The sequence below is a fragment of the Streptomyces sp. NPDC050085 genome, from assembly GCF_044460595.1.
Classification (GTDB): Bacteria; Actinomycetota; Actinomycetes; order Streptomycetales; family Streptomycetaceae; genus Streptomyces.
Genome location: NZ_JBITJZ010000001.1, coordinates 1,179,335 through 1,199,800, shown reverse-complemented (window position 1 = coordinate 1,199,800; position 20,466 = coordinate 1,179,335). Strand labels below are relative to the sequence as shown.

Here is a 20,466-nt window from a genome sequence, read left to right as displayed (position 1 = left end):
TGACAGCACCGGTGTGCCCCGCATCCTGTTCCCGTCAGGTCCCGTCAGGCCGCGTGCCCGCCGTCCACCGCGAGCTCCGCGCCCGTGACGTACGTCGCCGCGGGACCCGCCAAGTAGGCCACCGTGCCCGCGACTTCGTCCGCCGTGCCGAACCGGCCGAGCGCCGTCATCTCCGCCTGCCCGGCGGCGAACGGGCCGTCCGCCGGGTTCATGTCCGTGTCGATCGGACCCGGGTGGACGATGTTCGCCGTGATGCCGCGCCCGCCCAGCTCCCTGGCGAGCGCCTTCGTCAGGCCGATCAGGGCCGACTTGCTCATCGCGTACAGCGTGCCGCCGGGGCCCGGTACGTGCTTGGCCATACAGGTGCCGATCGTGACGATCCGGCCGCCCTCGCCCATGATCCCGGCCGCGGCCTGCGAGGCCAGGAAGACGCCGCGCACGTTCACCGCGAGCACGCGGTCCACGTCCGCCAGGCCAAGGCCGTCCAGCGGGCCGAGGACGCCCACGCCGACGTTGTTGACCAGCACGTCGAGCCGGCCGAGCCGGTCCGCGGTCAGGGCCACCGCCTCGGCCGCCTCGCCCGCGTCCGCCGAGTCGGCCCGCACCGCGAGCCCGCGCCGTCCAAGCGCCTCGATCCGGCGCACCACGTCCTCGGCGGCCTCCTTGCCCTGCACGTAGGTGACCGCCACGTCGAAGCCGTCCGCCGCGAGCCGCAGCGCCGTCGCGGCCCCCATCCCACGGCTGCCACCGGTCACCAGAGCCACCTTGCTGTTCATGTTCTCTCCCGCGCTCAGCTGTTGTTGTTGCTTCAAGTACAGCCGCGTACGGCAGGGAAGGCTGGCGGCAAACGGACACCGAGATGCGAGCGATGAGTTCGGGCCCCGGGGCGGGTCAGAAGGGGTACGACCGTCCTCGCACCCCTGAAGGGGATCGCCATGAAACTCACCCTCACCGAATTCGTCAGCCTCGACGGCGTCTACCAGGCGCCCGGCGGCCCGGAGGAGGACCCCACGGGGAACTTCACGCAGGGCGGCTGGACCTTCCCGTTCGACGACGACGACTTCGGCGCGTTCGTCGTCGAGAACTTCTCGCGCGTCGAGGCGTTCCTGCTCGGCAGGCGCACGTACGACATCTTCGCCGGGTACTGGCCGAAGCGCACCGACCCGGCCGACCCGGTCGCGGGCCCCCTCAACTCCCTGCCGAAGTACGTCGCGAGCCGCACCCTCACGAGCGCCGACTGGGCGGGCACCCGGGTCATCGGCGGCGACGACCTCGTCAAGGACGTCACCGCGCTCAAGGAGCAGCCGGGCGGTGAGCTGCAGATCCACGGCAGCGGGGCACTCGCCCGGTTCCTGCTGCGGCACGACCTGATCGACACCGTGCACCTGATGACGTTCCCGGTGGTCCTCGGCGCGGGCCGCCGGCTCTTCGAGGAGGGCGCGGTGCCCACCGCCTTCCGGAACACGGCGACCCGCGTCACCGGCAAGGGCGTCGTCATCAGCTCCTACGACCTCGACGGGCGCCCCGCATACGGCACTTTTTGATGGCGCTGCGGGCCGGGCCGCCGGTACGGTGATCGTTCCCGTGCGAGCCGCCGACGTCTCCACAGCAGCAACAGATTCCCGGAGGCCCGCACTTGAGCGCGCTCGCCCTGCCCGCGCCCCGACCCCGCGCCTGGCTCACCGACGTCCCGCTGCTCGCGGTGGCCGTCGTGTGGGGCGCCAGCTACCTCGCCGCCAAGGGCGTCACCACCCGGTCCACCGTGCTCGCCGTCCTCGTCCTGCGGTTCGGGATCGTGCTGCCCGTCCTCGCCGGGGCGGGGTGGCGGGCCCTGCGGACGCTGACGCCCGCCCAGTGGCGCGGTGCGGGCACGCTCGGCCTGATCCTCAGCGGGATCTTCCTGCTCGAGACGTACGGCGTCGTGCACACCTCGGCGACCAACGCGGGCCTCATCATCAGCCTCACGATGATCTTCACGCCGCTCGCCGAGGCAGCCGTCACCCGGACCCGGCCGTCCCGCGCGTTCCTGGGCGCGGCCGCCACCTCCGTGCTCGGCGTCGTGCTGCTCACCCAGGGCGGCGGTTTCACGACACCCTCGGCCGGCGACTTGCTCATGCTCCTCGCGGCGCTCGCCCGCACCGTGCACGTCCTCGTGATGGCCCGGCTGAAGTCCGTCAGGGGCGCCGACGCGCTGCCCCTGACGACCGTCCAACTCGGCTCCGCCGTCGTCGTGTTCGCCCTGCTCTGCGCCGTCCCCGGCAGCGGTGCGACGCCGTGGGACGCGGCCGCCGCCTTCGAACCGGCCGACTGGGCAGGGCTGTTGTTCCTGTCCGTCTTCTGCACCCTGTTCGCGTTCTTCGTCCAGATGTGGGCGGTACGCCGCTCCTCGCCCTCCCGCGTCAGCCTGCTGCTGGGCACCGAGCCGCTTTGGGCGGCCGCGGCCGGGATTGCGCTGGGTGGTGAACGGCTGGGCGCGATGGGGGTGTTGGGTGCGGTTCTGGTGCTGGCCGGAACCGGCTGGGGACGGCGCAGCACAAGTTAACTCCCGGAAAACAAGCGGTAGTTGGGATTGACGCGGGTAGCTCTACGCGCGTCAATGATGGGCATGAAGACACCCCCACGCTTCCTCAGCGCCGCTGCCCTCGCCGCCGCTCTCTTCATCGGCGGCTCCGCCACCGTCACCGCCACGGCCGCCCCCACGCCGGCCGCGTCCGCCTCCACGTTCGCCGCCGCCGCGGTCGGCGACATCTGCTACTCCGACCTGCCCTCGCAGGCGCACGACACCCTGGACCTCATCGCCACCGGGGGCCCCTACCCGTACTCGCAGGACGGCACGGTCTTCCAGAACCGCGAGGGCCTGCTGCCCGCCAAGTCGTCCGGCTACTACCACGAGTTCACCGTGAAGACGCCCGGCTCCAGCACCCGCGGCACGCGCCGCATCATCACGGGCGGCACCCAGGCCGACCACGTGGAGGACTACTACACGCCCGACCACTACGCGTCGTTCGACCTGGTCGACTACTCCTGCTGAACCCGGTGACCCCGAGCTAGGGCGTGTCTTCAAACTCCCTCCCCCAGCTAACGCTGGGAGGTGCCCCCAGCTAACGCTGGGAGGTGCCCCCAGCCTCACGACGCCTGGCACGCGCCCCCAAGCTCTCGAACAACCTCGAGCAGGGAGGTGCCCCCTTCGCCGCACCGGGCGCAGACCCAAGTACATCCAGTACGAGGGTCGGCACCCGGCACTCCCCCAGCCTTCGGCCGGGGGAGGGAGTTTGAAGACACGCCCTAGGCCTTCTTCTGGCTCTCGGCGGCCGCGAACAGGGCGATCGCGAGCACGATCAGCGCGATGGACCCGTACACCTCGCGGCCGTCGAGGAAGCCGAGGTGCGAGATCAGGCCCCAGCCGAGCCAGCCGGTGAACTCGTGGACCAGGCCGACCGCGCCCTGGAGCAGGGCGAGCCCGCCGACGACCTCGAGGATCTTCCGCAGTTCGTTCTTGTTCATGGACAGCACCCTCGCCCCGCGGACCCCCCACCCACATCGGCCGCGGGGCGAGGCGCGTGCGCCACAAGTCGCAGTGCGGGCACCGAGCGCGCGACCAAAGTCGACGCGCGCCCGACTTTGGTCTCCTCCCGGCCGCACGGGGCGGTGCCGGGCACCCGTGGTGCGTAGATTTGTCGACCATGGACGCATCGCAGCAGACCGGAACCCACGAGCAGGCGGCCGAGCCGCCGCTGCGGTGGCGCCGCTGGCTGCTGCCGTCGGCCGTCGCCGACGAGCTCGACCTGGACTCCGAGGGCCGCCCGGGCCGCAGACGGCGTACGGCGCGGGACTGGATCGTCGACTTCAGCTGCTTCCTCATCGCCGTGTGCGTCGGCATGGTCGCCGCCGACCAGCTCGACCAGAACGAGCACATCTCGCACGACGTCGCGGTCCTCGACCAGCTCATCGGCGTCCTGGCCTGCGCCGCGCTGTGGCTGCGCCGCCGCTGGCCGCTCGGGCTCGCCCTCGTGATGGTGCCGATCAGCCTGCTGTCCGACAGCGCGGGCGGCGCGGTCGCCATCTCGATCTTCACGCTGGCCGTCCACCGGCCCTTCCGCTACGTCGCCTGGGTGGCCGGCGCCTCCATCGCGCTGGTCCCCCTGTACTTCGTCATCCGGCCCGACCCGAGCACGCCGTACGCGGTGTCCGTCGGCTTCACCGTGATCATCGCGGTCACCTGCGTCGGCTGGGGCATGTTCGTCCGCTCCCGGCGCCAGCTCCTGATGGCGCTGCGCGAGCGTGCCCGGCGCGCCGAGACCGAGGCCGCGCTCCGCGCCGAGCAGGCCCAGCGCCTGGCCCGCGAGGCCATCGCCCGCGAGATGCACGACGTCCTCGCCCACCGCCTCACCCTGCTGAGCGTGCACGCGGGCGCCCTGGAGTTCCGGCCCGACGCGCCCCAGGCCGAGATCGCCCGGGCCGCGGGCGTCATCCGGGAGAGCGCCCACGAGGCGCTGCAGGACCTGCGCGAGATCATCGGCGTCCTGCGCGCCGCGGACCACGGCGAGGAGTCGGGGCGCCCGCAGCCGACGCTGGTCGCGCTCGACACCCTGATCGCCGAGTCCCGCGAGGCCGGCATGAAGGTCAGCCTCGACAACCGGGTCACCGACCCCGAGGCCGTCCCCGCCTCGACGGGCCGCACCGCGTACCGCATCGCCCAGGAGGGCCTGACCAACGCCCGCAAGCACGCCCCCGGCGCCGAGGTCGCGGTGGAGATCGGCGGCGCCCCGGGCGAGGGGCTCACCGTCACGGTCAGCAACCCGGCGCCGCCCGGCGAGGTCCCGCACGTCCCCGGCTCGGGGCAGGGCCTGATCGGCCTCACGGAGCGGGCCACCCTCGCGGGCGGCAGCCTCGAGCACGGGCCGCGCGCGGAGGGCGGCTTCACGGTGCGGGCCTGGCTGCCGTGGCAGGGGTGACCGGACCGCACGACGACGCAGGCGCCTTGACTACGGTGGGGCCCATGAACGTGATCCGTCTGCTGCTCGTCGACGACGACCCCCTGGTCCGCTCGGGCCTGACCTTCATGCTGGGCGGGGCCGACGACGTCGACATCGTCGGGCAGGCCGCCGACGGCGAGCAGGCCCTCGCGCTGGCCGGCACCGCCCGGCCCGACGTCGTCCTCATGGACATCCGCATGCCGAACATGGACGGCCTCACCGCCACCGAGCACCTGCGCGCACGGGCGGACGCCCCGCAGGTCGTCGTCCTCACCACGTTCCACGCCGACGAGCAGGTCCTGAGGGCGCTGCGCGCGGGCGCCGCCGGATTCGTGCTCAAGGACGCCACCCCCACCGAGATCCTCGGCGCCGTGCGCAGCGTCGCCGCCGGTGACCCGGTGCTCTCCCCGGCCGTGACCCGCCAGCTGATGACACACGCCGCCGCCTCCGAGCGCGACGTACGCACCGCGGGCGCCCGGCGCCGCCTGGACGCCCTGGCCGAGCGCGAGCGGGACGTCGCCGTCGAGGTCGGCCGCGGCAAGTCCAACGCGGACATCGCCGCGACCCTCTACATGAGCGTCGCCACCGTCAAGACGCACGTCTCGCGCATCATGACCAAGCTCGACCTCAACAACCGCGTACAGATCGCGCTGCTCGTCCACGACGCGGGCCTGCTCGACGAGCAGGCGTGAGAAAGAACGGCAGGCCGGGCGGACACCCGGACTCGGGGTAAGTTCACACCGTGATCTAAGCGTTGGACCAAGGGGCGGAGCGAGGGATGGCAGGACCACGCCGGCGGACGGTGCGCGATCTGCGCCAGGGGAACCGGGCCACCGTACTGAGCAAGCTCTACTTCGACGGACCGCTCAGCAGACAGGAGTTGGGGCCCCTCACCGGACTCAGCTCCGGCTCCATCAGCAACGTCGTCTCCGAACTGGTCGCCGAGGGCACGGTGGAGGAGGCCGGCCTCGTCGACTCCGACGGCGGCCGCCCGCGCACCCTGCTGCGCGTCGCACCCGGCAGCGGGCACGTCGTCGGCGTGGACGTGGGCGAGACCCGGGTCCGCGTCGAGCTGTTCGACCTGTCGCTGAGCGAACTGGCGCGCATGGACGCCCCGTTGCCCGAGGCGACCCCCGACGGCACCTACGACGCCGACGCCGTGGTCCACCTCATCGCCGCCGGTCTCACCCGGGTCCTCGCCGAGGCCGGCGTGGCGCCCGCGTCCCTGATCGGCGTCGGCATCGGCGTCCCCGGCATCGTCGACGCCTCGGGCCCGTCCGGCGCCGTCGTGCACGGCCAGACCATCGGCTGGGAGGCCGTCCCGCTGGAGGCGATGCTGCGCGCCCCGGGTGAACTCCCGCCCCAGATCCCGCTGTTCGTCGACAACGGGGCCAAGACGCTCGGCCGCGCCGAGATGTGGTTCGGCGCGGGCCGCGGCGCCCGCAACGCCGTCATCACCCTCATCGGGTCCGGCGTCGGCGCCTGCGTCATCGCCGACGGCGTGCCGTACCAGGGCTCGGCGTCCAGCGCGGGGGAGTGGGGTCACACCGTCCTCCAGGTCGGCGGCCGGCCGTGCCGCTGCGGGGCGCGCGGCTGCCTCGAGGCGTACGTGGGTGCCGAGGCGCTGCTCGAACGGTGGCGGGAGTCGGGCGGCACCTGGAGCGCCCCGGACGAGGAGGGCGCCCTCGCCGAACTCCTCGACGACCCCTCCACCACCGGCCTGTTGGAGGAGACGGCCGAGTTCCTCGGCGCGGGCATCGCCGACCTCGTCAACCTCTTCAACCCGGAGCGGATCGTGCTCGGCGGCTGGGCGGGCCTGCTGCTCGGCCCCCGGCTCATCGAACCGGTGCGCCGCGCCGCCGCCGCGTACGCGCTGCGCCACCCGTTCGCGCAGACCACCGTCGAACTCGGCCGCCTCGGCCCGGACGCGGTCACCGTCGGCGCGGCGACCCTGCCCCTCGCGCGGTTCCTGGAGACGGGCGGGGCGCGCCGGGAACGGATCGTGAGCGGGGCGAGTTAGAAGGGGCATGGCAGAGGTGAGCGAGACGGTCGATCTCGGTGAATTCGCGGGCGACGCAGGGGCGTTCTACGCGAACCCCTACCCGGTGTACGAGGCCCTGCGCAGGCGCGGCCCCGTGCACCACGTCCGCACACCGGGCCCCGGGCCGAGCGAGGAGCTCTGGCTGATCGTCGGACACGAGGCGGCCCGCGCCGCGTTCACGGACCCGCGCCTGGTCAAGTCGCCGCCCTGGGGATTCGAGGACGCGCTCATCGGCCGCCACCTGCTCTTCGCGGACCCGCCCGAGCACGGCAGGCTGCGCTCGCTGGTCACCCGGGAGTTCACCCCGCGCCGCGTGGCGGAGCTCGCCCCGCGCATCCAGAAGATCACCGACGAACTGCTCGACGACATGGTCCCGCGCGGCGCGGCCGACCTCGTCGGGGCGTTGGCGTTCCCGCTCCCCCTCGTCGTCATCTGCGAGCTGCTCGGCGTCCCCGACATCGACCGCGACCGCTTCCGCCGCATGTCGACCCAGGTGGTCGCCCCGACGAGCGCCGACGAAGAGGCGGATGTCTACGTCGAACTTGCGGCGTTCCTCGACGAGTTGATCGAGGACAAGCGCTGCACCGCACCGGCGGACGACCTGCTGAGCGCGCTGATCAGGACGACGGCGGACGACGGCGACCGGCTGTCCCCGGGGGAACTGCGCGGCATGGCCTTCCTGCTGCTCATCGCGGGCCACGAGACCACGGTGAATCTGATCGGGAACGGAGTGCGCGCGCTCCTGGCCCACCCCGGCCAACTCGCCGCCCTGCGCGCCGACATGACGCTCCTGGACGGCGCCGTGGAGGAGATGCTCCGCTACGACGGCCCGGTCGAGACGGCCACGCACCGCTTCGCGGCGGAGCCGGTCGAGATCGACGGCGCCGTGATCCCGACGGGCGCCCCCGTCCTCATCGGCATCGGCTCCGCGGGCCGCGACCCGGAGCGCTTCGCGGCCGCCGACGACTTCGACATCCGCCGCGACGCCCGCGGGCACATGGCGTTCGGCCACGGCATCCACTACTGCCTGGGCGCCCCGCTGGCCCGCATCGAGGGCCGCACCGCGATCCGCTCCCTCCTGGAGCGCTGCCCCGACCTGGCCCTGGACGGCGAGCCCGACACCTGGCTGCCGGGGATGCTGATGCGCGGGGTCCGTACCCTGCGGGTCCGCTGGTGACCGCGTACGACCGGTGACCGTGTACGACCTCCAGGAGCAGCCCCTGCGGCGCCGAGGCGCCACGACGGACCGGGGTCATCCGACCCCGTCCACCTCGGCCACCCGCACCACCCTCCGTTCAGCCCGAGAGACCTCACACGCCTCGGCAACCCGCAACGCGGCCAGCGCCTCCCACCCGTCACACGGATTGGACCGAACCCCCCGCACCACATCCACGAACGCCCCCAACTCCTCCTCGTACGCCGGGGCGAACCGCTCCAAGAACCCGGGCCACGGCTTAGCAGGAGCCGGCGGCCCACCCGGCTCCGCAGAGGCAACCGGAGTCCGCTCGTCCAGGCCCACGACGACCGTGTCCCGCTCCCCGGAAAGCTCCATCCGCACGTCGTACCCGGCCCCGTTGCACCGCGTCGCCGTGGCCGTCACCAGCACCCCGTCGTCCAGGGTCAGCACCACCGCGGCCGTGTCCACGTCCTGCGCGTCGCGGAACATCGCGGGCCCCGCATCGGCCCCGGCCGCGTACACCTCGACGACCTCCCGCCCGGTCACCCACCGCACGGCGTCGAAGTCGTGCACCAGACAGTCCCGGTAGAGCCCGCCCGACAGCGGCAGATACGCGGCCGGCGGCGGCGCCGGGTCGGACGTCATGGCCCGCACGGTGTGCAGCCGCCCGAGTCGCCCCGCCCGCACCGCCTCGCGCGCGGCCGCGTACCCCGCGTCGAAGCGCCGCTGGAACCCGAGCTGGAGGACCGTGCCCGCCGCCTCGACCTCCCGCAGCGCGGCCAGCGTGCCCGGCAGGTCCAGCGCGATGGGCTTCTCGCAGAACACCGGGAGCCCGGCCCGCGCCGCCCGCCCGATCAGTTCGGCGTGCGCGGCGGTGGCCGCCGTGACGACCAGCGCGTCCACGCCCCGGGCGAAGAGCGCGTCGACGCCGGGCACGGCCGTCGCCCCGACGCGGTCGGCGAGCGCGGTGGCCCGTGCGGGCTCGGCGTCGGCGACGACCAGCGCGTCGACCTCCGGGTGGCGCTGCAGCGCGCTCGCGTGAAAGGTTCCGATCCGGCCCGTTCCGATGAGTCCGATGCGCATGGACCCAACGTGCCGTCCCGCCCAAGTGCTGTCAATCCTTTGTCCTGACAAACACCCGGGCGCCCGCACCGCCTACTCCGCGTCGAGCCGCAGCACCTCCACCCCGTACGGCGCGAGGGTCACCGCCTGCACGGGCTCGCCGTCCCGCGACGTCAGCCGCCACCCCGCCGCCACCACGGGCTTCACCGGCAGCTCCTGGGCGCACTGGCTGACGAGCCACACCCAGCGGTGCCCGGCGGCGTGGTCGACGAGGTCCACCGCGACCCGCGGGTCCGCCACCGTCACCGGCCTGCGCACCCCGGCGGTGACCGCGAGGGCGTCGTAGATCCGGCTCGTGGCCTCCGGGTTGACCCGCGGGGTCACGGCGGCCATGTGCTCCAGGGGGTACGTGCACAGCACCATCCGCCCCGCCCCGACCCGCCGCTCCACCAGGGCGGGCCGCCCGTGCCCGTCCACGGCGACGGCCTCGGCCCCCGCGGCGACCCGCACCGGCAGGAAGCAGCGGCTGTCCGCGGTCCCGGCCGCCCGGAAGCCGAGCCGGGTCCCCGCGCCCAGGCTCCCGAAGTCCCGCTGGAGGACGAAGGTCACCTCGTCGTCCTCGATCGGTTCGACGAGCCCGTATGCCAACTCGTGCCGCACGCCGAAGAGTTCGTCCAGACGTGCCCACCACGGGCCGCGCTGCTCCTCGTGGGCGCCGGGCGAGTACGACACGTACACGGTCGCCCCGCCGCGTGCCAGCTCCTCCAGGCGGTACCAGGTCGGGGACAGCAACTGCTTGACGGACGGCACCAGATACAGCCGGTACCCCGCGGGCAGTTCCCCGTCGCTCTCGCGCACCACGGCCGCGGGCGCGTCCGCGAGCCGTCCCGCGATCCAGGCCTGCCGCCCGGTCTCCTGCACGTACGACCGGTCCTCGTCCCGGGTGAACGGGTACGGCGTGTCCAGGTACGAGGACACGACGAGCGCAGTGTCCGTGTCGGCCCGCGCACACCGCTCCCACTCCACCTCCTCCAACACCCTTGAGAAGGCGTGGAGTTCACCGAGCTGCGGCTTGGGCCTGCCCGTGCTGTCCGTCAGTCCGAAGTACATCTCGAAGGCGTGGTGCCGGTACGGGTCCTGCTCGCGCAGCACCGGCGTGTCGTAGTCCGAGTTGTTCCAGGCGATCCAGCCGGTCGCCCCGGCGAGCAGGCTGTTGTGCAGGGCCTGGCGGTAGTACGCCGCCGCGTGCTCGCCCGAGGCGAACGCCGACGTCAGCCCGAACTCCTCGAGTACCACCGGCCTGTCGAAGGTCGACGTCAGCTCGCACACCCAGGCCGCCGCGTAATGCTGGCGGACCGGGTCGTTCTCCATGCGGTACACGTGCGGGCCCAGCCAGTCGCACAGCCGGGCGGAGTCGGCGACCCGAAAGCCGTTGTCGTGCCCCGAGTTCTCGATGCCCCAGGCGCCGTCGCCGAGCGACACCGGCTGCGTCCCCCCACCGGCCCGCACGGCGTCGACCACCAACTGCGCCCAGGAGTCCACCACGTCACGTGATGCGCCCGGCGCGCCGTAGATCGGCATCTCGTTGGAGATCAGCCAGCCGGTCACCGCCGGATGGTCCTTGAAGCGCCGCGTCATCTCGCGCACGAACCACGCCTGCCGTGCCACAAGCCACACGTCGCCGTACAGATCGCGACCGCCGCGCCAGGCCGGATCCCAGTTCTCGCCGGACATGTGGCCCACGAGGAACGTCGGCACGGTGGTCATGCCGAGCTCCTGGTGCCGGTCGAGGAAGTCGGCGTAGTGCGCGCACAACTCCTCGTCGATCCGGTCGGGTTCGGGCATGAAGTCCGGCCAGTAGAAGAACGAGCGGGTCATGTTCAGGCCGTGGTCGCGCAGCACGCGCAGCTCGTCGGCGACGAGCCCGGCATCGTACGAGCGCCACATCAGCGGACCCCCGGAGCGGGACCAGAAATTGGCTCCGAGCCAGGTGATCGGGCGGCCGTCACGGGACATCCGGGCAGCGGGACGCGGCATCGGCGAACTCTCCCTGAAAATGGGTGACATGAGCGATGACGAAAAGCGCGGCCCGGTGCGGACAGGCCTGCCGCGTACTGCCGTAGAGTGAACCGCTGTACCGGTTTAGCGTCAATACCGCGTGCGGACACGGCTGTTGATCGGTCGCGCCGCATCCGCTGATCGGTAAACCGGTTTATGAAGTGGAGGCGGGGCCCACGCTGCCGCGCACCGTGAGGCGCGGCGCCGGATCCTGCAGGTCGCCGACCTCGCGCCCGCCTGCCGCCTCGCGCAGCCGCCGCGCCGCATGCGCCCCGTACGCCGCGATGTCCCGGCTCAACGCCGTCAGCGGGGGATTCACCAGCTCGCACAGTGCCGAGTCGTCCCACGCGACCACCGACAGATCCGCCGGCACCCGCACCCCGAGCGCCTGTGCGGCGGTCAGGCCCGACACCGCCATCACGTCGTTGTCGTACAGGATCGCCGTGGGCCGCTCGCCCGCCCCCGCGGCCAGCAGTTCGCGCGTCGCGGCGGCGCCCCGCTCCCCGCTGTAGTCGGCCTCGACGATCCGCCCCTGAAGGCCCAACTCCCGTACATGCGCGCTGAACGCCTCGGTCCTGATCATGGTGTGCCGCAGCGCCGAAGGGCCGCTGACCCGCGCGATCCGCCGGTGCCCGAGCCCGGCCAGATGGTCCACCACGGTGCGCACCGCCACCCCGTCGTCGCTCCACACCGCGGGCAGCCGCCCCGTGCCGACGGGCGCCCCGATCACCACACCCGGCATGCCGAGCTCCTCCAGAACGGCGACGCGCGCGTCGTCCGTCCTGAGGTCCACCAGGAATACGCCGTCCACCCGCCGCCGCGCCCACCAGGACCGGTAGAGCGCGATCTCCGCCGCCTGGTCCTCGGCCATCGTGAACACCAACGGCGTGGCGTCCGTGATGAGTTCGTCCTGAATGCCCGAGACCAGCTGCATGAAGAACGGCTCGAGGCCGAGCGTGCGCGCGGGCCGGTCGATCACCAGGCCGAACGCGCCCGCCCTGCCGTCGGACAGCGCCCGCGCCGCGCTGTTGGGCTGCCAGCCCAGCTCCTCGGCTATCGCCAGGATGCGTCGCCGGGTGGGCGCCGAGACGCCCGGCCGGTCGTTGAGCGCGAACGACACGGCGGCCTTGGTGACGCCCGCGCGGCGCGCGATGTCCGCCATGGTGGGTCGTTTCACTCGGATTCCCTTCCGTTCGGGGCACGTGCGAGGTGGCCTGCCCGTTCGACAGTATTCGATGAAGTCCCTTGCTAATCCGGTTCAGTTGAATACCGGTGAGAGTCATGCAAGCGCATTGACAGTCACTTTCGCACGCGTTTACTTTCACGGCGCCGACGGTGTGCGGACCACCGCTTTCGGCGCCCTTGGCCAGACCTGTCGGAGCAGTCTCACAGCCAGAGCAAGGGACCCGCGATGTCATCGATCACGCCGCTTGGGCCGCCCGAGCCCGCGCACCCCAGCCGCCGCACCGTTCTCGCCTCCGCCGCAGGACTCGTCCTCGCCGGACCGCTCGCCGCCGCCTGTGGCGGTGCCGACAGCGGCTCGGGCGCGCCCGGCGGCACCCTCGTCGTCAACGCCACGCAGGGTCAACTGGTGCGCAACTTCAACCCGTTCGCCCCACAGCCCCTGCATCCGACCCACGGCCTGCTCTACGAGCCGCTGTTCCACTTCAACGCGGCCAAGGCGGGCGAGGTGCACGACTGGCTCGGCACCGACTACCGGTGGGCCGACGGCGGCAAGAAGCTCACGGTCACCCTGCGCAAGGGTGTGAAGTGGAGCGACGGCAAGCCGTTCACCGCCGCCGACGCCGCGTACACCTTCCAAATAGCCAAGGACAACAAGGAGTTGAACCAGTACGCGTATCCGCTCGACACCATCACGACGCCCGACGACCACACGCTGGTGCTGACCTTCACCGAGTCCGCGTACACGAAGGAGTACTTCCTCCTCGGCAAGTCCAAGATGCTGCCCAAGCACATCTGGTCGGTGATCCCGGACGCGAAGAAGAAGACGGACATCAACGCGAACCCGGTGGCCACCGGCCCCTGGAAGGTCAAGTTCGTCAAGGGCACCACGATGGAACTGACCGCCCGCGACGACTACTACGTCCCCGGCCTGCCGCACTTCAAGACGATCCGCTACGTCTCCTTCAGCGGCAACAACGCCTTCCTGGCCTCCGTCGCCAAGGGGAAGATCGACTGGGCGGGCGGCTTCATCCCCGACATCAAGAAGAACTACCTGGCCAAGGACCCCGAGTTCGACCTGGTCAACGTACCGATGTCGGTGGCGTTCCTGGTGCCGTGCGCCGCCAAGGGGGTCACCGCGGACGTCAACGTCCGCAAGGCGATCAGCGCCGCCCTCGACCGCGACTTCATGAGCAAGTCCGTGTACGGGGGCTACGCACCCGCGACCAACCCCATGGCCCTGCTCCTCCCCAACTTCCAGAACGTACTCGAACCCTCCCTGAAGGACGCCAAGTTCGAGACGGGCGAGGCCGCCGTCGCCAAGTACTTGCGGGCGGCCGGCTACGCGAAGAGCGGGAGCGACTGGGCCAAGGACGGCAAGAAGCTGAGCCTGTCCCTCACCCTGGTCTCCGGCTACACCGACTACGTCAGCGTCGCGCAGATGGCCAAGCAGCAGCTGAAGAAGGTCGGCATCGGCCTGGAGATCAAGGCCGTCTCCGTCGCCCAGTTCACCAGCGCCCAGGCCACCGGCCGCTTCGAACTCCTGCTGAGCAACTACGGCTACACGCCCGACCCGCGCGCCTACTACGACCAGCTCCTCAACAGCGCCATCGCCCCGCCCATCGGCGAGACCACCAACGTCGGCAACTTCGGCCGCTACAAGAACCCGACCGTCGACCGGGCCCTCGCCGCGATCGCCGCCACCACCGACCTCGCGCGGCAGAAACCCCACTACGCCACGATCCAGCGGGAGTTCATCCGCGAGATGCCCCTGATCCCGCTCTTCGAGCAGCAGAACGAGATCGAGTTCAACGGCAACCACGTCACCGGCTACCCCACCCACGACGACCTGTACGCGGGCCCGGCGATCTGGCTCGACCCCGACGGCGGCTGGGTCGCCGCCCGCATCAAACCGGCGAAGGCCAAGTAGGGGGCGCGCACGGTGCGTTACCTGCTCCGCAAGCTCGGCTTCTACGCGATCGCCGCCTGGATCGCCGTCACCCTCAACTTCGCCCTGCCGCGCCTCATCCCGGGCGACCCGGTGCAGCTGATGATCTCCCGCATGGCGGCCACCGGACCGGTCACCGAAGGCCAGGAGGAGGCCATGGCCGCGATGCTGGGCCTCGGCCACGGCAACATCGTCCAGCAGTACGGCGACTACCTCTCCTCCCTCTTCCGCCTCGACTTCGGCCTGTCCACCACGTACTACCCGACGAAGGTCAGCGACGTCGTCGTGCACGCCGTGCCCTGGACCATCGTCCTCGTCGGACTCGCCACCCTGTTCAGCGTCGTCCTCGGCATCACGCTCGGCACGCTCGCGGGCTGGCGCCGCGGCGGCCGCCTCGACGCCCTCGTCCCGTCCGCGACGTTCCTCGCCGCGATCCCGTACTTCTGGGCGGCGCTCATCCTGCTCTACGCGTTCACCCAGGTGTGGCCCATGGCCCCGACGAGCGGCGGCTACGACGAGACGTACGACATCGGGTTCAACGCGCACTTCATCGGCTCCGCGGTCCAGCACGGGGTGCTGCCCGCCGCCACCATCGTCATCGCCTCGGTCGGCGGCTGGATGCTCGGCATGCGCAACATGATGGTCTCGACGCTCGCCGAGGACTACGTGATCGCCGCCGAGGCCAAGGGACTTCGCCCGCGCACGGTGATGATCCGGTACGCGGCCCGCAACGCGGTCCTGCCGTCCGTCGCGGGCTTCGCGATCACCCTGGGTTTCATCGTCAGCGGCTCGCTCGTCATGGAGATCGTCTTCTCCTACCCCGGCATGGGCTACACGCTGCTCCAGGCCGTCACCAACAACGACTACCCCCTGATGCAGGCCATCTTCCTCATGATCACCTTCGCGGTCCTCGCGGCCAACTTCCTGGTGGACCTGGTCTATTCGTTCATCGACCCGCGCACCCGGCAGGTGACGTCATGACCGCACCCACCACCGCCCTCGCCGCGCCGCCGGGCGCCGCGGCCGCACGCTCCGGCAGGCTGCGCGCGGCCCTGCGCTCGGGCCGCCTTCGCGTGGGCCTCGCCGTCGTCGCGCTCTTCGTCCTGACGGCGCTGATCGGCCCGCTGTTCCTCGGCGACCCGCAGACCGTCAGCCAGGATCTGGGCCAAGGCCCGTCCGTCGCCCACTGGTTGGGCACGACGCAGACCGGCCAGGACGTGTTCGCCCAGTTCGTCGTCGCCGCCCGCGGCACCCTGCTGATCGGCGCCGCGTCCGCGCTCGTCGCCACCGCGGTGTCCGTGGTCATCGGCATCGGCGGCGGCTTCGTCGGCGGCCTCACCGACGAGGCGCTCTCGCTCCTCAGCAACATCTTCCTCGTCATCCCCGGCCTGCCGCTGGTCATCGTCGTCGCCGCGTACGTCGGCGGCGGCACCGGCGCGACGATCCTCGTCATCGCCCTGACGACCTGGGCGGCCTCGGCGCGTGTGCTGCGCGCACAGACGCTGTCCCTGCGCACCCGCGACTACGTCCTCGCCGCGCGCCTGTACGGGGAGAGCCGCCGCCGGATCGTCCTCGTGGAGATCCTCCCGAACGAACTGGCCATCGTGGTCTCACAGTTCATCTTCGCCGTCATCTTCGCGGTCCTCACCCAGGCAGCCCTCGCCTTCCTCGGCCTCGACGACCCGAACAACCTCACCTGGGGCACGATGCTCTACTTCGCGCAGAACGCCGAGGCGCTGGCCGGCGGCTCCTGGTGGTGGTTCGTCCCGCCGGGCCTCGCCATCGCCGTGCTCGGCGCGGCCCTCTCCCTGATCAGCTTCGGACTCGACGAGATCCTCGACCCCCGGCTGCGTGTGCGGAGGCACCGATGACGCCCACGGACACGGAGGTGGTCCTCGCGGCCGACCACGTCGACGTCGTCTACGACTCCGGCGACGGGCGCCCCACCCACGCGGTGCGCGACGTCAGCCTCGAGCTGCGCCGCGGTGAAGTCCTCGGCATCGCGGGGGAGTCGGGCTGCGGCAAGTCCACTCTCGCGTACGCACTCGCGCGTCTGCTGCAGCCACCGGGACGGCTCGCGGGCGGCACCGTCACGCTCGCCGGCGAGGATCTGTACGCCCTCGACGGCGAGGCGCTGCGGGCGGTGCGCTGGACCCGCCTCGCCATGGTGTTCCAGAGCGCGATGAACGCCCTGAACCCGGTGACGACCGTGGGCCGCCAGTTCGATGACATCTTCCGCGCGCACCGGCCCGCCATGGACGGGGCGCAACGCCGCGCCAGGGCTGGGGAGTTGCTCGAACTCGTCGGCATCGACGGCTCCCGCCTGCGCTCCCATCCGCACGAACTGTCCGGCGGGATGCGTCAGCGCGTCTCGATCGCGATGGCTCTCGCGCTCGACCCGGACGTCGTCGTCATGGACGAGCCGACAACCGCGCTCGACGTCGTGGTCCAGCGCGAAATCCTCGACGAGGTCGAGGCGCTGAGGCAGCGCCTCGGCTTCGCCGTCGTCTTCATCACGCACGACCTGAACCTCCTCCTGGAGATCAGCGACCGGCTTGCCGTGATGTACGCGGGACGGATCGTCGAGTACGCCGACACGGCCGTGGTCGCGGCAGGCGGGGCCGTCCATCCGTATACGCGGGGGCTGCTGAGGTCGTTCCCCGCGCTCACGGGGGAGCGGCGGGACCTGCGAGGGATACCGGGGGCGCCGCCGGACCTCCGGATCGAGGCGGCGGGGTGCGCGTTCGCCGACCGCTGCGAGTCCGTCTTCGGCCGGTGCGGGGCGGAGCGGCCCCGGTTGGAACGGTGCGGGGCGGGGTGGTCGCGGGTGGCGTGCCATCTCGTTCAAGCCCCGCCGGGGATCGAAGATCGCAGCCCGGGGCGGAACCCCGGGGCCTACACCATCTCCCCCGACGAGAGAAGCCGGCCATGACGGAGACGCCCGTACTGGAAGTCGACGGTCTCACCGTCGATTTCACCCGCCGGGGCACCGCGTCCCTGCGCGCCGTGGACCAGGTCACGTTCGCGCTGGAAGCGGGTCACACCCTCGCCCTGGTCGGCGAGAGCGGCAGCGGCAAGTCGACCGTGGTCCGTGCCTTGTCGCGCCTGGTGGTGCCGAGCGCGGGAGAGATCCGGCTCGGTGGAGCCCGCGGCGTGCGCGACCGTGCGTACCGCCGCGCCGTCCAGATGGTGTTCCAGGACCCCTTCGCCTCCCTCAACCCGGCGCACACCGTGGGGCACCACCTGCGCAGGCCCCTCCTGGTGAGCGGCCGCGCCACCCGCGCCGACGTCGAAGCCCGCACGGCGGAACTGCTCGCCTCCGTGAACCTCGGCCCGACCGCCGACGTGGCCCGCAAGCGGCCGCACGAGCTCTCCGGCGGTCAGCGCCAACGCGTCGCCATAGCCAGGGCGTTGGCCCCTGAGCCAGCCGTCCTGCTCGCCGACGAACCGGTGTCCATGCTCGACGTCTCCATCCGCCTGGAGATCCTCGCCCTGATGGACCGGCTGAAGGAACAGCGCAGGCTCGCCCTGCTCTACGTCACCCACGACCTCGCCACCGCACGGCACTTCGCGGCCGACGTCATGGTCATGTACCGCGGCCAGATCGTCGAGCGCGGCCCCAGTGACGAGGTGATCCTGCGCCCCCGCCACCCCTACACCCAGCTCCTCGCCTCCGCCGCCCCGGGCGCGGCGGGCTCCCGCGAGCGGGCCAGGGAGGAGCGGGCGGCGCGGCTCGCAGCGCGGGGTACGCGCACCGCAGAGGTACGGGAGGAGGAGAGCGGGGAGGGGTGCCGGTTCCGGGCCCGCTGCCCGTTCGCCATGGACCGCTGCGCGCGCCGCCCGCCCGTCGTACCGATCGCGGCGAGCGGCCACGAGGCGAGGTGCTGGCTGCACGCGGAGGGCACGGGCCCGTGAGCGCCTGCCTTCTTGATTTGTCCGGACAATCGAACTTCAGGACTTCCCGTCAACATCCCCCGCCGCTACTCTCGCCCCGTGGCCAAACCCGCAGCCGACGACCCCACCGTCCCGCTCGAACTCAGCGTCGACCGCAGCAGCCCGGTCCCGCTCTACTTCCAGCTCTCCCAGCAGCTGGAAGCGGCGATCGAGCACGGCGCCCTGACGCCCGGCAGTCTGCTCGGCAACGAGATCCAGCTGGCGGGCCGCCTCGGCCTGTCCCGGCCCACCGTCCGCCAGGCCATCCAGTCCCTCGTGGACAAGGGGCTGCTCGTCCGGCGCCGCGGCGTCGGCACCCAGGTCGTGCACAGCCAGGTCAAGCGCCCCCTCGAACTGTCCAGTCTCTACGACGACTTGGAGGCGGCCGGCCAGCGTCCCGAGACCCGCGTCCTGACCAACACCCTCGTCCCCGCCCCCGCCGAGATCGCCGCCGCGCTCGCGCTCGGCGAGGGCGAACAGGTGCACCGCGTCGAGCGCCTGCGCCTGGCCCACGGCGAGCCGGTCGCGTACCTCTGCAACCACCTGCCCACCGGCCTGCTCGCCCTGGACGACACTCGCCTGGAGGCCACCGGCCTGTACCGCCTGATGCGCGCCGCCGGGATCACCCTGCACAGCGCCCGCCAGTCCGTCGGTGCCCGGGCCGCCACCGCCGCCGAGGGCGAGCGGCTCGGCGAGCCCGAGGGGGCGCCGCTTTTGACGATGCAGCGCACGACCTTCGACGACAAGGGCCGCGCGGTCGAGTTCGGCTCGCACACGTACCGGGCCTCGCGCTACTCCTTCGAGTTCCAACTCCTCGTCCGTGCTTAGCGGTTGGGCACCGTACGCGTACGTAGTCCGAATGTTCTGACAAAGTCATTGACGCTGCCGCGGGACCCCGCTACAAACTCCTCCAGCCGCACCGGGCGGCCGGAGGAGAGGTGGCGCTCGCCATGCCCACGATGCTCACGACCCGAACAGCCCGCACGGCCGCGGCCCTCGTCGCGGTGATCGCCCTCGCCGCCGGATGCAGCGGCTCGGGCGGCAAGTCCTCCGAAGACGGTGCGGACAAGCCGGACGGCACGAAGGGCGGCCAGGGCGTCGACACCCCCCGCCTCAAGATCGCGATGGTCACGCACGCGGGCGAGGGCGACACCTTCTGGGACATCGTGCGCAGCGGCGGCAAGCAGGCCGCCGCCAAGGACAACGTCGACCTCCTCTACTCCAACGACAAGGAGGCGGGCGGACAGGCCCAGCTCGTCCAGGCCGCGATCGACAAGAAGGTCGACGGGATCATCGTCACGCTCGCCAAGCCGGAGGCGATGCGGGCGGTGCTCGGCAAGGCGAAGGCGGCGGGCATCCCGGTCGTGTCGATCAATTCGGGCTCCGAGTTCTCGCAGAAGTTCGGCGCACTCAGCCACATCGGTCAGGAGGAGTCCGTGGCCGGCGAGGCCGTCGGCACCAAGCTGACCGAGGAGGGCAGGAAGAAGGCCGTCTGCGTCATCCACGAGCAGGCCAACGTCTCCCTGGAGCAGCGCTGCGCCGGCGTGAAGAAGACCTTCAAGGGCAGCCTCGAAGAAGTGAACGTGGAGGGCACCAACGCCCCCGCCTCCCAGTCCACCATCGAGGCCAAGTTGCAGGCCGACCGGTCCATCGACGCGATCGTCGCCCTCGGCGCCCCCATCGCCGCCCTCGCGGTGAAGGCCAAGGAGGACGCGGGCAGCAAGGCCGAGATCGCCACCTTCGACCTGAACGCCGAGGTCGTGAAGCGGCTCAAGGCCAAGGAGGTCTCCTTCGCCGTCGACCAGCAGCCGTATCTGCAGGGCTATCTGGCGGTGGACGAACTGTGGCTGTACAAGACGAACGGCAACGTGCTCGGCGGCGGAAAGCCCGTGTTCACCGGACCCGCCCTGGTCACCGAGAAGGACGTACCGCAGCTGGAGAAGTACACCGCGCGCGGTACCCGGTGAACCGTTGGATGATCCCCGTGACCCATACTTGTGCGTTTGGGACCGCAAAGTGGTCCCCAAGGACCGGCAAACGGTCCACCGGGACCGGCTCGTCGTCGGTCCCGGTGTACGACGCAGCAGAC

General features: G+C 71.7%; 19 protein-coding genes. 14 read left to right on the top strand and 5 right to left on the bottom strand.

Going from position 1 to position 20,466, the window contains the following annotated elements; translation table 11 throughout:
* Positions 1-44: 44 nt before the first annotated feature.
* A complete protein-coding gene (locus tag ACIBUY_RS05120; RefSeq protein ID WP_365580491.1) occupies positions 45-776 on the bottom strand; it encodes an SDR family oxidoreductase in 732 nt (243 codons plus the stop codon).
* A gap of 159 nt (positions 777-935) precedes the next feature.
* Between ACIBUY_RS05120 and ACIBUY_RS05115 the strand changes: the two genes are divergently transcribed.
* From ACIBUY_RS05115 to ACIBUY_RS05105, 3 genes are all read left to right on the top strand, one after another.
* The gene (locus ACIBUY_RS05115) at positions 936-1,544 is read left to right on the top strand and encodes a dihydrofolate reductase family protein (protein WP_399151843.1); all 609 of its coding nucleotides are present in this window, start codon (positions 936-938) and stop codon (positions 1,542-1,544) included.
* Positions 1,545-1,636: 92 nt separating this feature from the next.
* Complete coding sequence (locus tag ACIBUY_RS05110; RefSeq protein WP_399151842.1) at positions 1,637-2,542, top strand: DMT family transporter; 906 nt, start codon at positions 1,637-1,639, stop codon at positions 2,540-2,542.
* A gap of 63 nt (positions 2,543-2,605) precedes the next feature.
* Positions 2,606-3,031, top strand: coding sequence for a ribonuclease (locus ACIBUY_RS05105; RefSeq protein WP_399151841.1), 426 nt, complete (start codon positions 2,606-2,608; stop codon positions 3,029-3,031).
* A gap of 254 nt (positions 3,032-3,285) precedes the next feature.
* Here the strand turns inward: ACIBUY_RS05105 and ACIBUY_RS05100 are convergent, their stop codons facing one another.
* Positions 3,286-3,504, bottom strand: coding sequence for a hypothetical protein (locus ACIBUY_RS05100; protein ID WP_365567720.1), 219 nt, complete (start codon positions 3,502-3,504; stop codon positions 3,286-3,288).
* Positions 3,505-3,683: 179 nt separating this feature from the next.
* On the opposite strand from ACIBUY_RS05100, the gene ACIBUY_RS05095 reads away from it, so the two are divergent.
* The 4 genes from ACIBUY_RS05095 to ACIBUY_RS05080 all read left to right on the top strand — a co-directional run bounded on the left by ACIBUY_RS05095 (position 3,684) and on the right by ACIBUY_RS05080 (position 8,194).
* Positions 3,684-4,955, top strand: a complete 1,272-nt coding sequence (locus tag ACIBUY_RS05095; protein ID WP_399151840.1) for a histidine kinase — start codon at positions 3,684-3,686, stop codon at positions 4,953-4,955.
* Positions 4,956-4,999: 44 nt separating this feature from the next.
* Positions 5,000-5,668, top strand: a complete 669-nt coding sequence (locus tag ACIBUY_RS05090) for a response regulator transcription factor (RefSeq protein WP_365567726.1) — start codon at positions 5,000-5,002, stop codon at positions 5,666-5,668.
* A gap of 86 nt (positions 5,669-5,754) precedes the next feature.
* Positions 5,755-6,996 (top strand): ROK family protein, encoded by a 1,242-nt coding sequence (locus ACIBUY_RS05085; RefSeq protein WP_365567729.1) that lies wholly within the window; start codon positions 5,755-5,757, stop codon positions 6,994-6,996.
* Positions 6,997-7,003: 7 nt separating this feature from the next.
* On the top strand, positions 7,004-8,194 hold the full coding sequence (locus ACIBUY_RS05080; RefSeq protein WP_365567732.1) for a cytochrome P450: 1,191 nt from the start codon (positions 7,004-7,006) through the stop codon (positions 8,192-8,194).
* Between the two features lie 75 nt (positions 8,195-8,269).
* Here the strand turns inward: ACIBUY_RS05080 and ACIBUY_RS05075 are convergent, their stop codons facing one another.
* From ACIBUY_RS05075 to ACIBUY_RS05065, 3 genes are all read right to left on the bottom strand, one after another.
* Positions 8,270-9,277 (bottom strand): Gfo/Idh/MocA family oxidoreductase, encoded by a 1,008-nt coding sequence (locus tag ACIBUY_RS05075; RefSeq protein ID WP_365567735.1) that lies wholly within the window; start codon positions 9,275-9,277, stop codon positions 8,270-8,272.
* A gap of 72 nt (positions 9,278-9,349) precedes the next feature.
* Positions 9,350-11,293 (bottom strand): cellulase family glycosylhydrolase, encoded by a 1,944-nt coding sequence (locus ACIBUY_RS05070; protein WP_399151839.1) that lies wholly within the window; start codon positions 11,291-11,293, stop codon positions 9,350-9,352.
* A gap of 175 nt (positions 11,294-11,468) precedes the next feature.
* Complete coding sequence (locus tag ACIBUY_RS05065) at positions 11,469-12,491, bottom strand: LacI family DNA-binding transcriptional regulator (RefSeq protein ID WP_399151838.1); 1,023 nt, start codon at positions 12,489-12,491, stop codon at positions 11,469-11,471.
* 234 nt (positions 12,492-12,725) lie between these two features.
* Between ACIBUY_RS05065 and ACIBUY_RS05060 the strand changes: the two genes are divergently transcribed.
* From ACIBUY_RS05060 to ACIBUY_RS05030, 7 genes are all read left to right on the top strand, one after another.
* Positions 12,726-14,426 (top strand): ABC transporter substrate-binding protein, encoded by a 1,701-nt coding sequence (locus ACIBUY_RS05060; RefSeq protein ID WP_399151837.1) that lies wholly within the window; start codon positions 12,726-12,728, stop codon positions 14,424-14,426.
* Positions 14,427-14,438: 12 nt separating this feature from the next.
* The gene (locus tag ACIBUY_RS05055; RefSeq protein WP_365567746.1) at positions 14,439-15,425 is read left to right on the top strand and encodes an ABC transporter permease; all 987 of its coding nucleotides are present in this window, start codon (positions 14,439-14,441) and stop codon (positions 15,423-15,425) included.
* The gene (locus ACIBUY_RS05050) at positions 15,422-16,315 is read left to right on the top strand and encodes an ABC transporter permease (RefSeq protein WP_399151836.1); all 894 of its coding nucleotides are present in this window, start codon (positions 15,422-15,424) and stop codon (positions 16,313-16,315) included. The genes ACIBUY_RS05055 and ACIBUY_RS05050 overlap by 4 nt, the downstream gene beginning before the upstream one ends.
* On the top strand, positions 16,312-17,376 hold the full coding sequence (locus ACIBUY_RS05045) for an ABC transporter ATP-binding protein (protein ID WP_399151835.1): 1,065 nt from the start codon (positions 16,312-16,314) through the stop codon (positions 17,374-17,376). Before ACIBUY_RS05050 ends, ACIBUY_RS05045 begins: the two co-directional genes overlap by 4 nt.
* Positions 17,373-18,359, top strand: a complete 987-nt coding sequence (locus ACIBUY_RS05040) for an ABC transporter ATP-binding protein (RefSeq protein WP_399151834.1) — start codon at positions 17,373-17,375, stop codon at positions 18,357-18,359. Before ACIBUY_RS05045 ends, ACIBUY_RS05040 begins: the two co-directional genes overlap by 4 nt.
* A 78-nt stretch (positions 18,360-18,437) precedes the next feature.
* Positions 18,438-19,205, top strand: coding sequence for a GntR family transcriptional regulator (locus tag ACIBUY_RS05035; RefSeq protein WP_365567756.1), 768 nt, complete (start codon positions 18,438-18,440; stop codon positions 19,203-19,205).
* 131 nt (positions 19,206-19,336) lie between these two features.
* The gene (locus ACIBUY_RS05030) at positions 19,337-20,344 is read left to right on the top strand and encodes a sugar ABC transporter substrate-binding protein (RefSeq protein ID WP_399152159.1); all 1,008 of its coding nucleotides are present in this window, start codon (positions 19,337-19,339) and stop codon (positions 20,342-20,344) included.
* The last annotated feature ends 122 nt before the right edge of the window (positions 20,345-20,466 follow it).

Excerpts from the sequence above, each read along its gene's own strand:
- ACIBUY_RS05040 (WP_399151834.1), top strand. The coding sequence starts at position 17,373 with ATGACGGAGACGCCCGTACTGGAAGTCGACGGTCTCACCGTCGATTTC.
- ACIBUY_RS05090 (WP_365567726.1), top strand. The coding sequence starts at position 5,000 with ATGAACGTGATCCGTCTGCTGCTCGTCGACGACGACCCCCTGGTCCGC.
- ACIBUY_RS05105 (WP_399151841.1), top strand. The coding sequence starts at position 2,606 with ATGAAGACACCCCCACGCTTCCTCAGCGCCGCTGCCCTCGCCGCCGCT.
- ACIBUY_RS05120 (WP_365580491.1), bottom strand. The coding sequence starts at position 776 with ATGAACAGCAAGGTGGCTCTGGTGACCGGTGGCAGCCGTGGGATGGGG.
- ACIBUY_RS05045 (WP_399151835.1), top strand. The coding sequence starts at position 16,312 with ATGACGCCCACGGACACGGAGGTGGTCCTCGCGGCCGACCACGTCGAC.
- ACIBUY_RS05060 (WP_399151837.1), top strand. The coding sequence starts at position 12,726 with ATGTCATCGATCACGCCGCTTGGGCCGCCCGAGCCCGCGCACCCCAGC.
- ACIBUY_RS05085 (WP_365567729.1), top strand. The coding sequence starts at position 5,755 with ATGGCAGGACCACGCCGGCGGACGGTGCGCGATCTGCGCCAGGGGAAC.
- ACIBUY_RS05075 (WP_365567735.1), bottom strand. The coding sequence starts at position 9,277 with ATGCGCATCGGACTCATCGGAACGGGCCGGATCGGAACCTTTCACGCG.
- ACIBUY_RS05050 (WP_399151836.1), top strand. The coding sequence starts at position 15,422 with ATGACCGCACCCACCACCGCCCTCGCCGCGCCGCCGGGCGCCGCGGCC.
- ACIBUY_RS05100 (WP_365567720.1), bottom strand. The coding sequence starts at position 3,504 with ATGAACAAGAACGAACTGCGGAAGATCCTCGAGGTCGTCGGCGGGCTC.
- ACIBUY_RS05115 (WP_399151843.1), top strand. The coding sequence starts at position 936 with ATGAAACTCACCCTCACCGAATTCGTCAGCCTCGACGGCGTCTACCAG.
- ACIBUY_RS05070 (WP_399151839.1), bottom strand. The coding sequence starts at position 11,293 with ATGCCGCGTCCCGCTGCCCGGATGTCCCGTGACGGCCGCCCGATCACC.
- ACIBUY_RS05095 (WP_399151840.1), top strand. The coding sequence starts at position 3,684 with ATGGACGCATCGCAGCAGACCGGAACCCACGAGCAGGCGGCCGAGCCG.
- ACIBUY_RS05030 (WP_399152159.1), top strand. The coding sequence starts at position 19,337 with ATGCTCACGACCCGAACAGCCCGCACGGCCGCGGCCCTCGTCGCGGTG.
- ACIBUY_RS05080 (WP_365567732.1), top strand. The coding sequence starts at position 7,004 with ATGGCAGAGGTGAGCGAGACGGTCGATCTCGGTGAATTCGCGGGCGAC.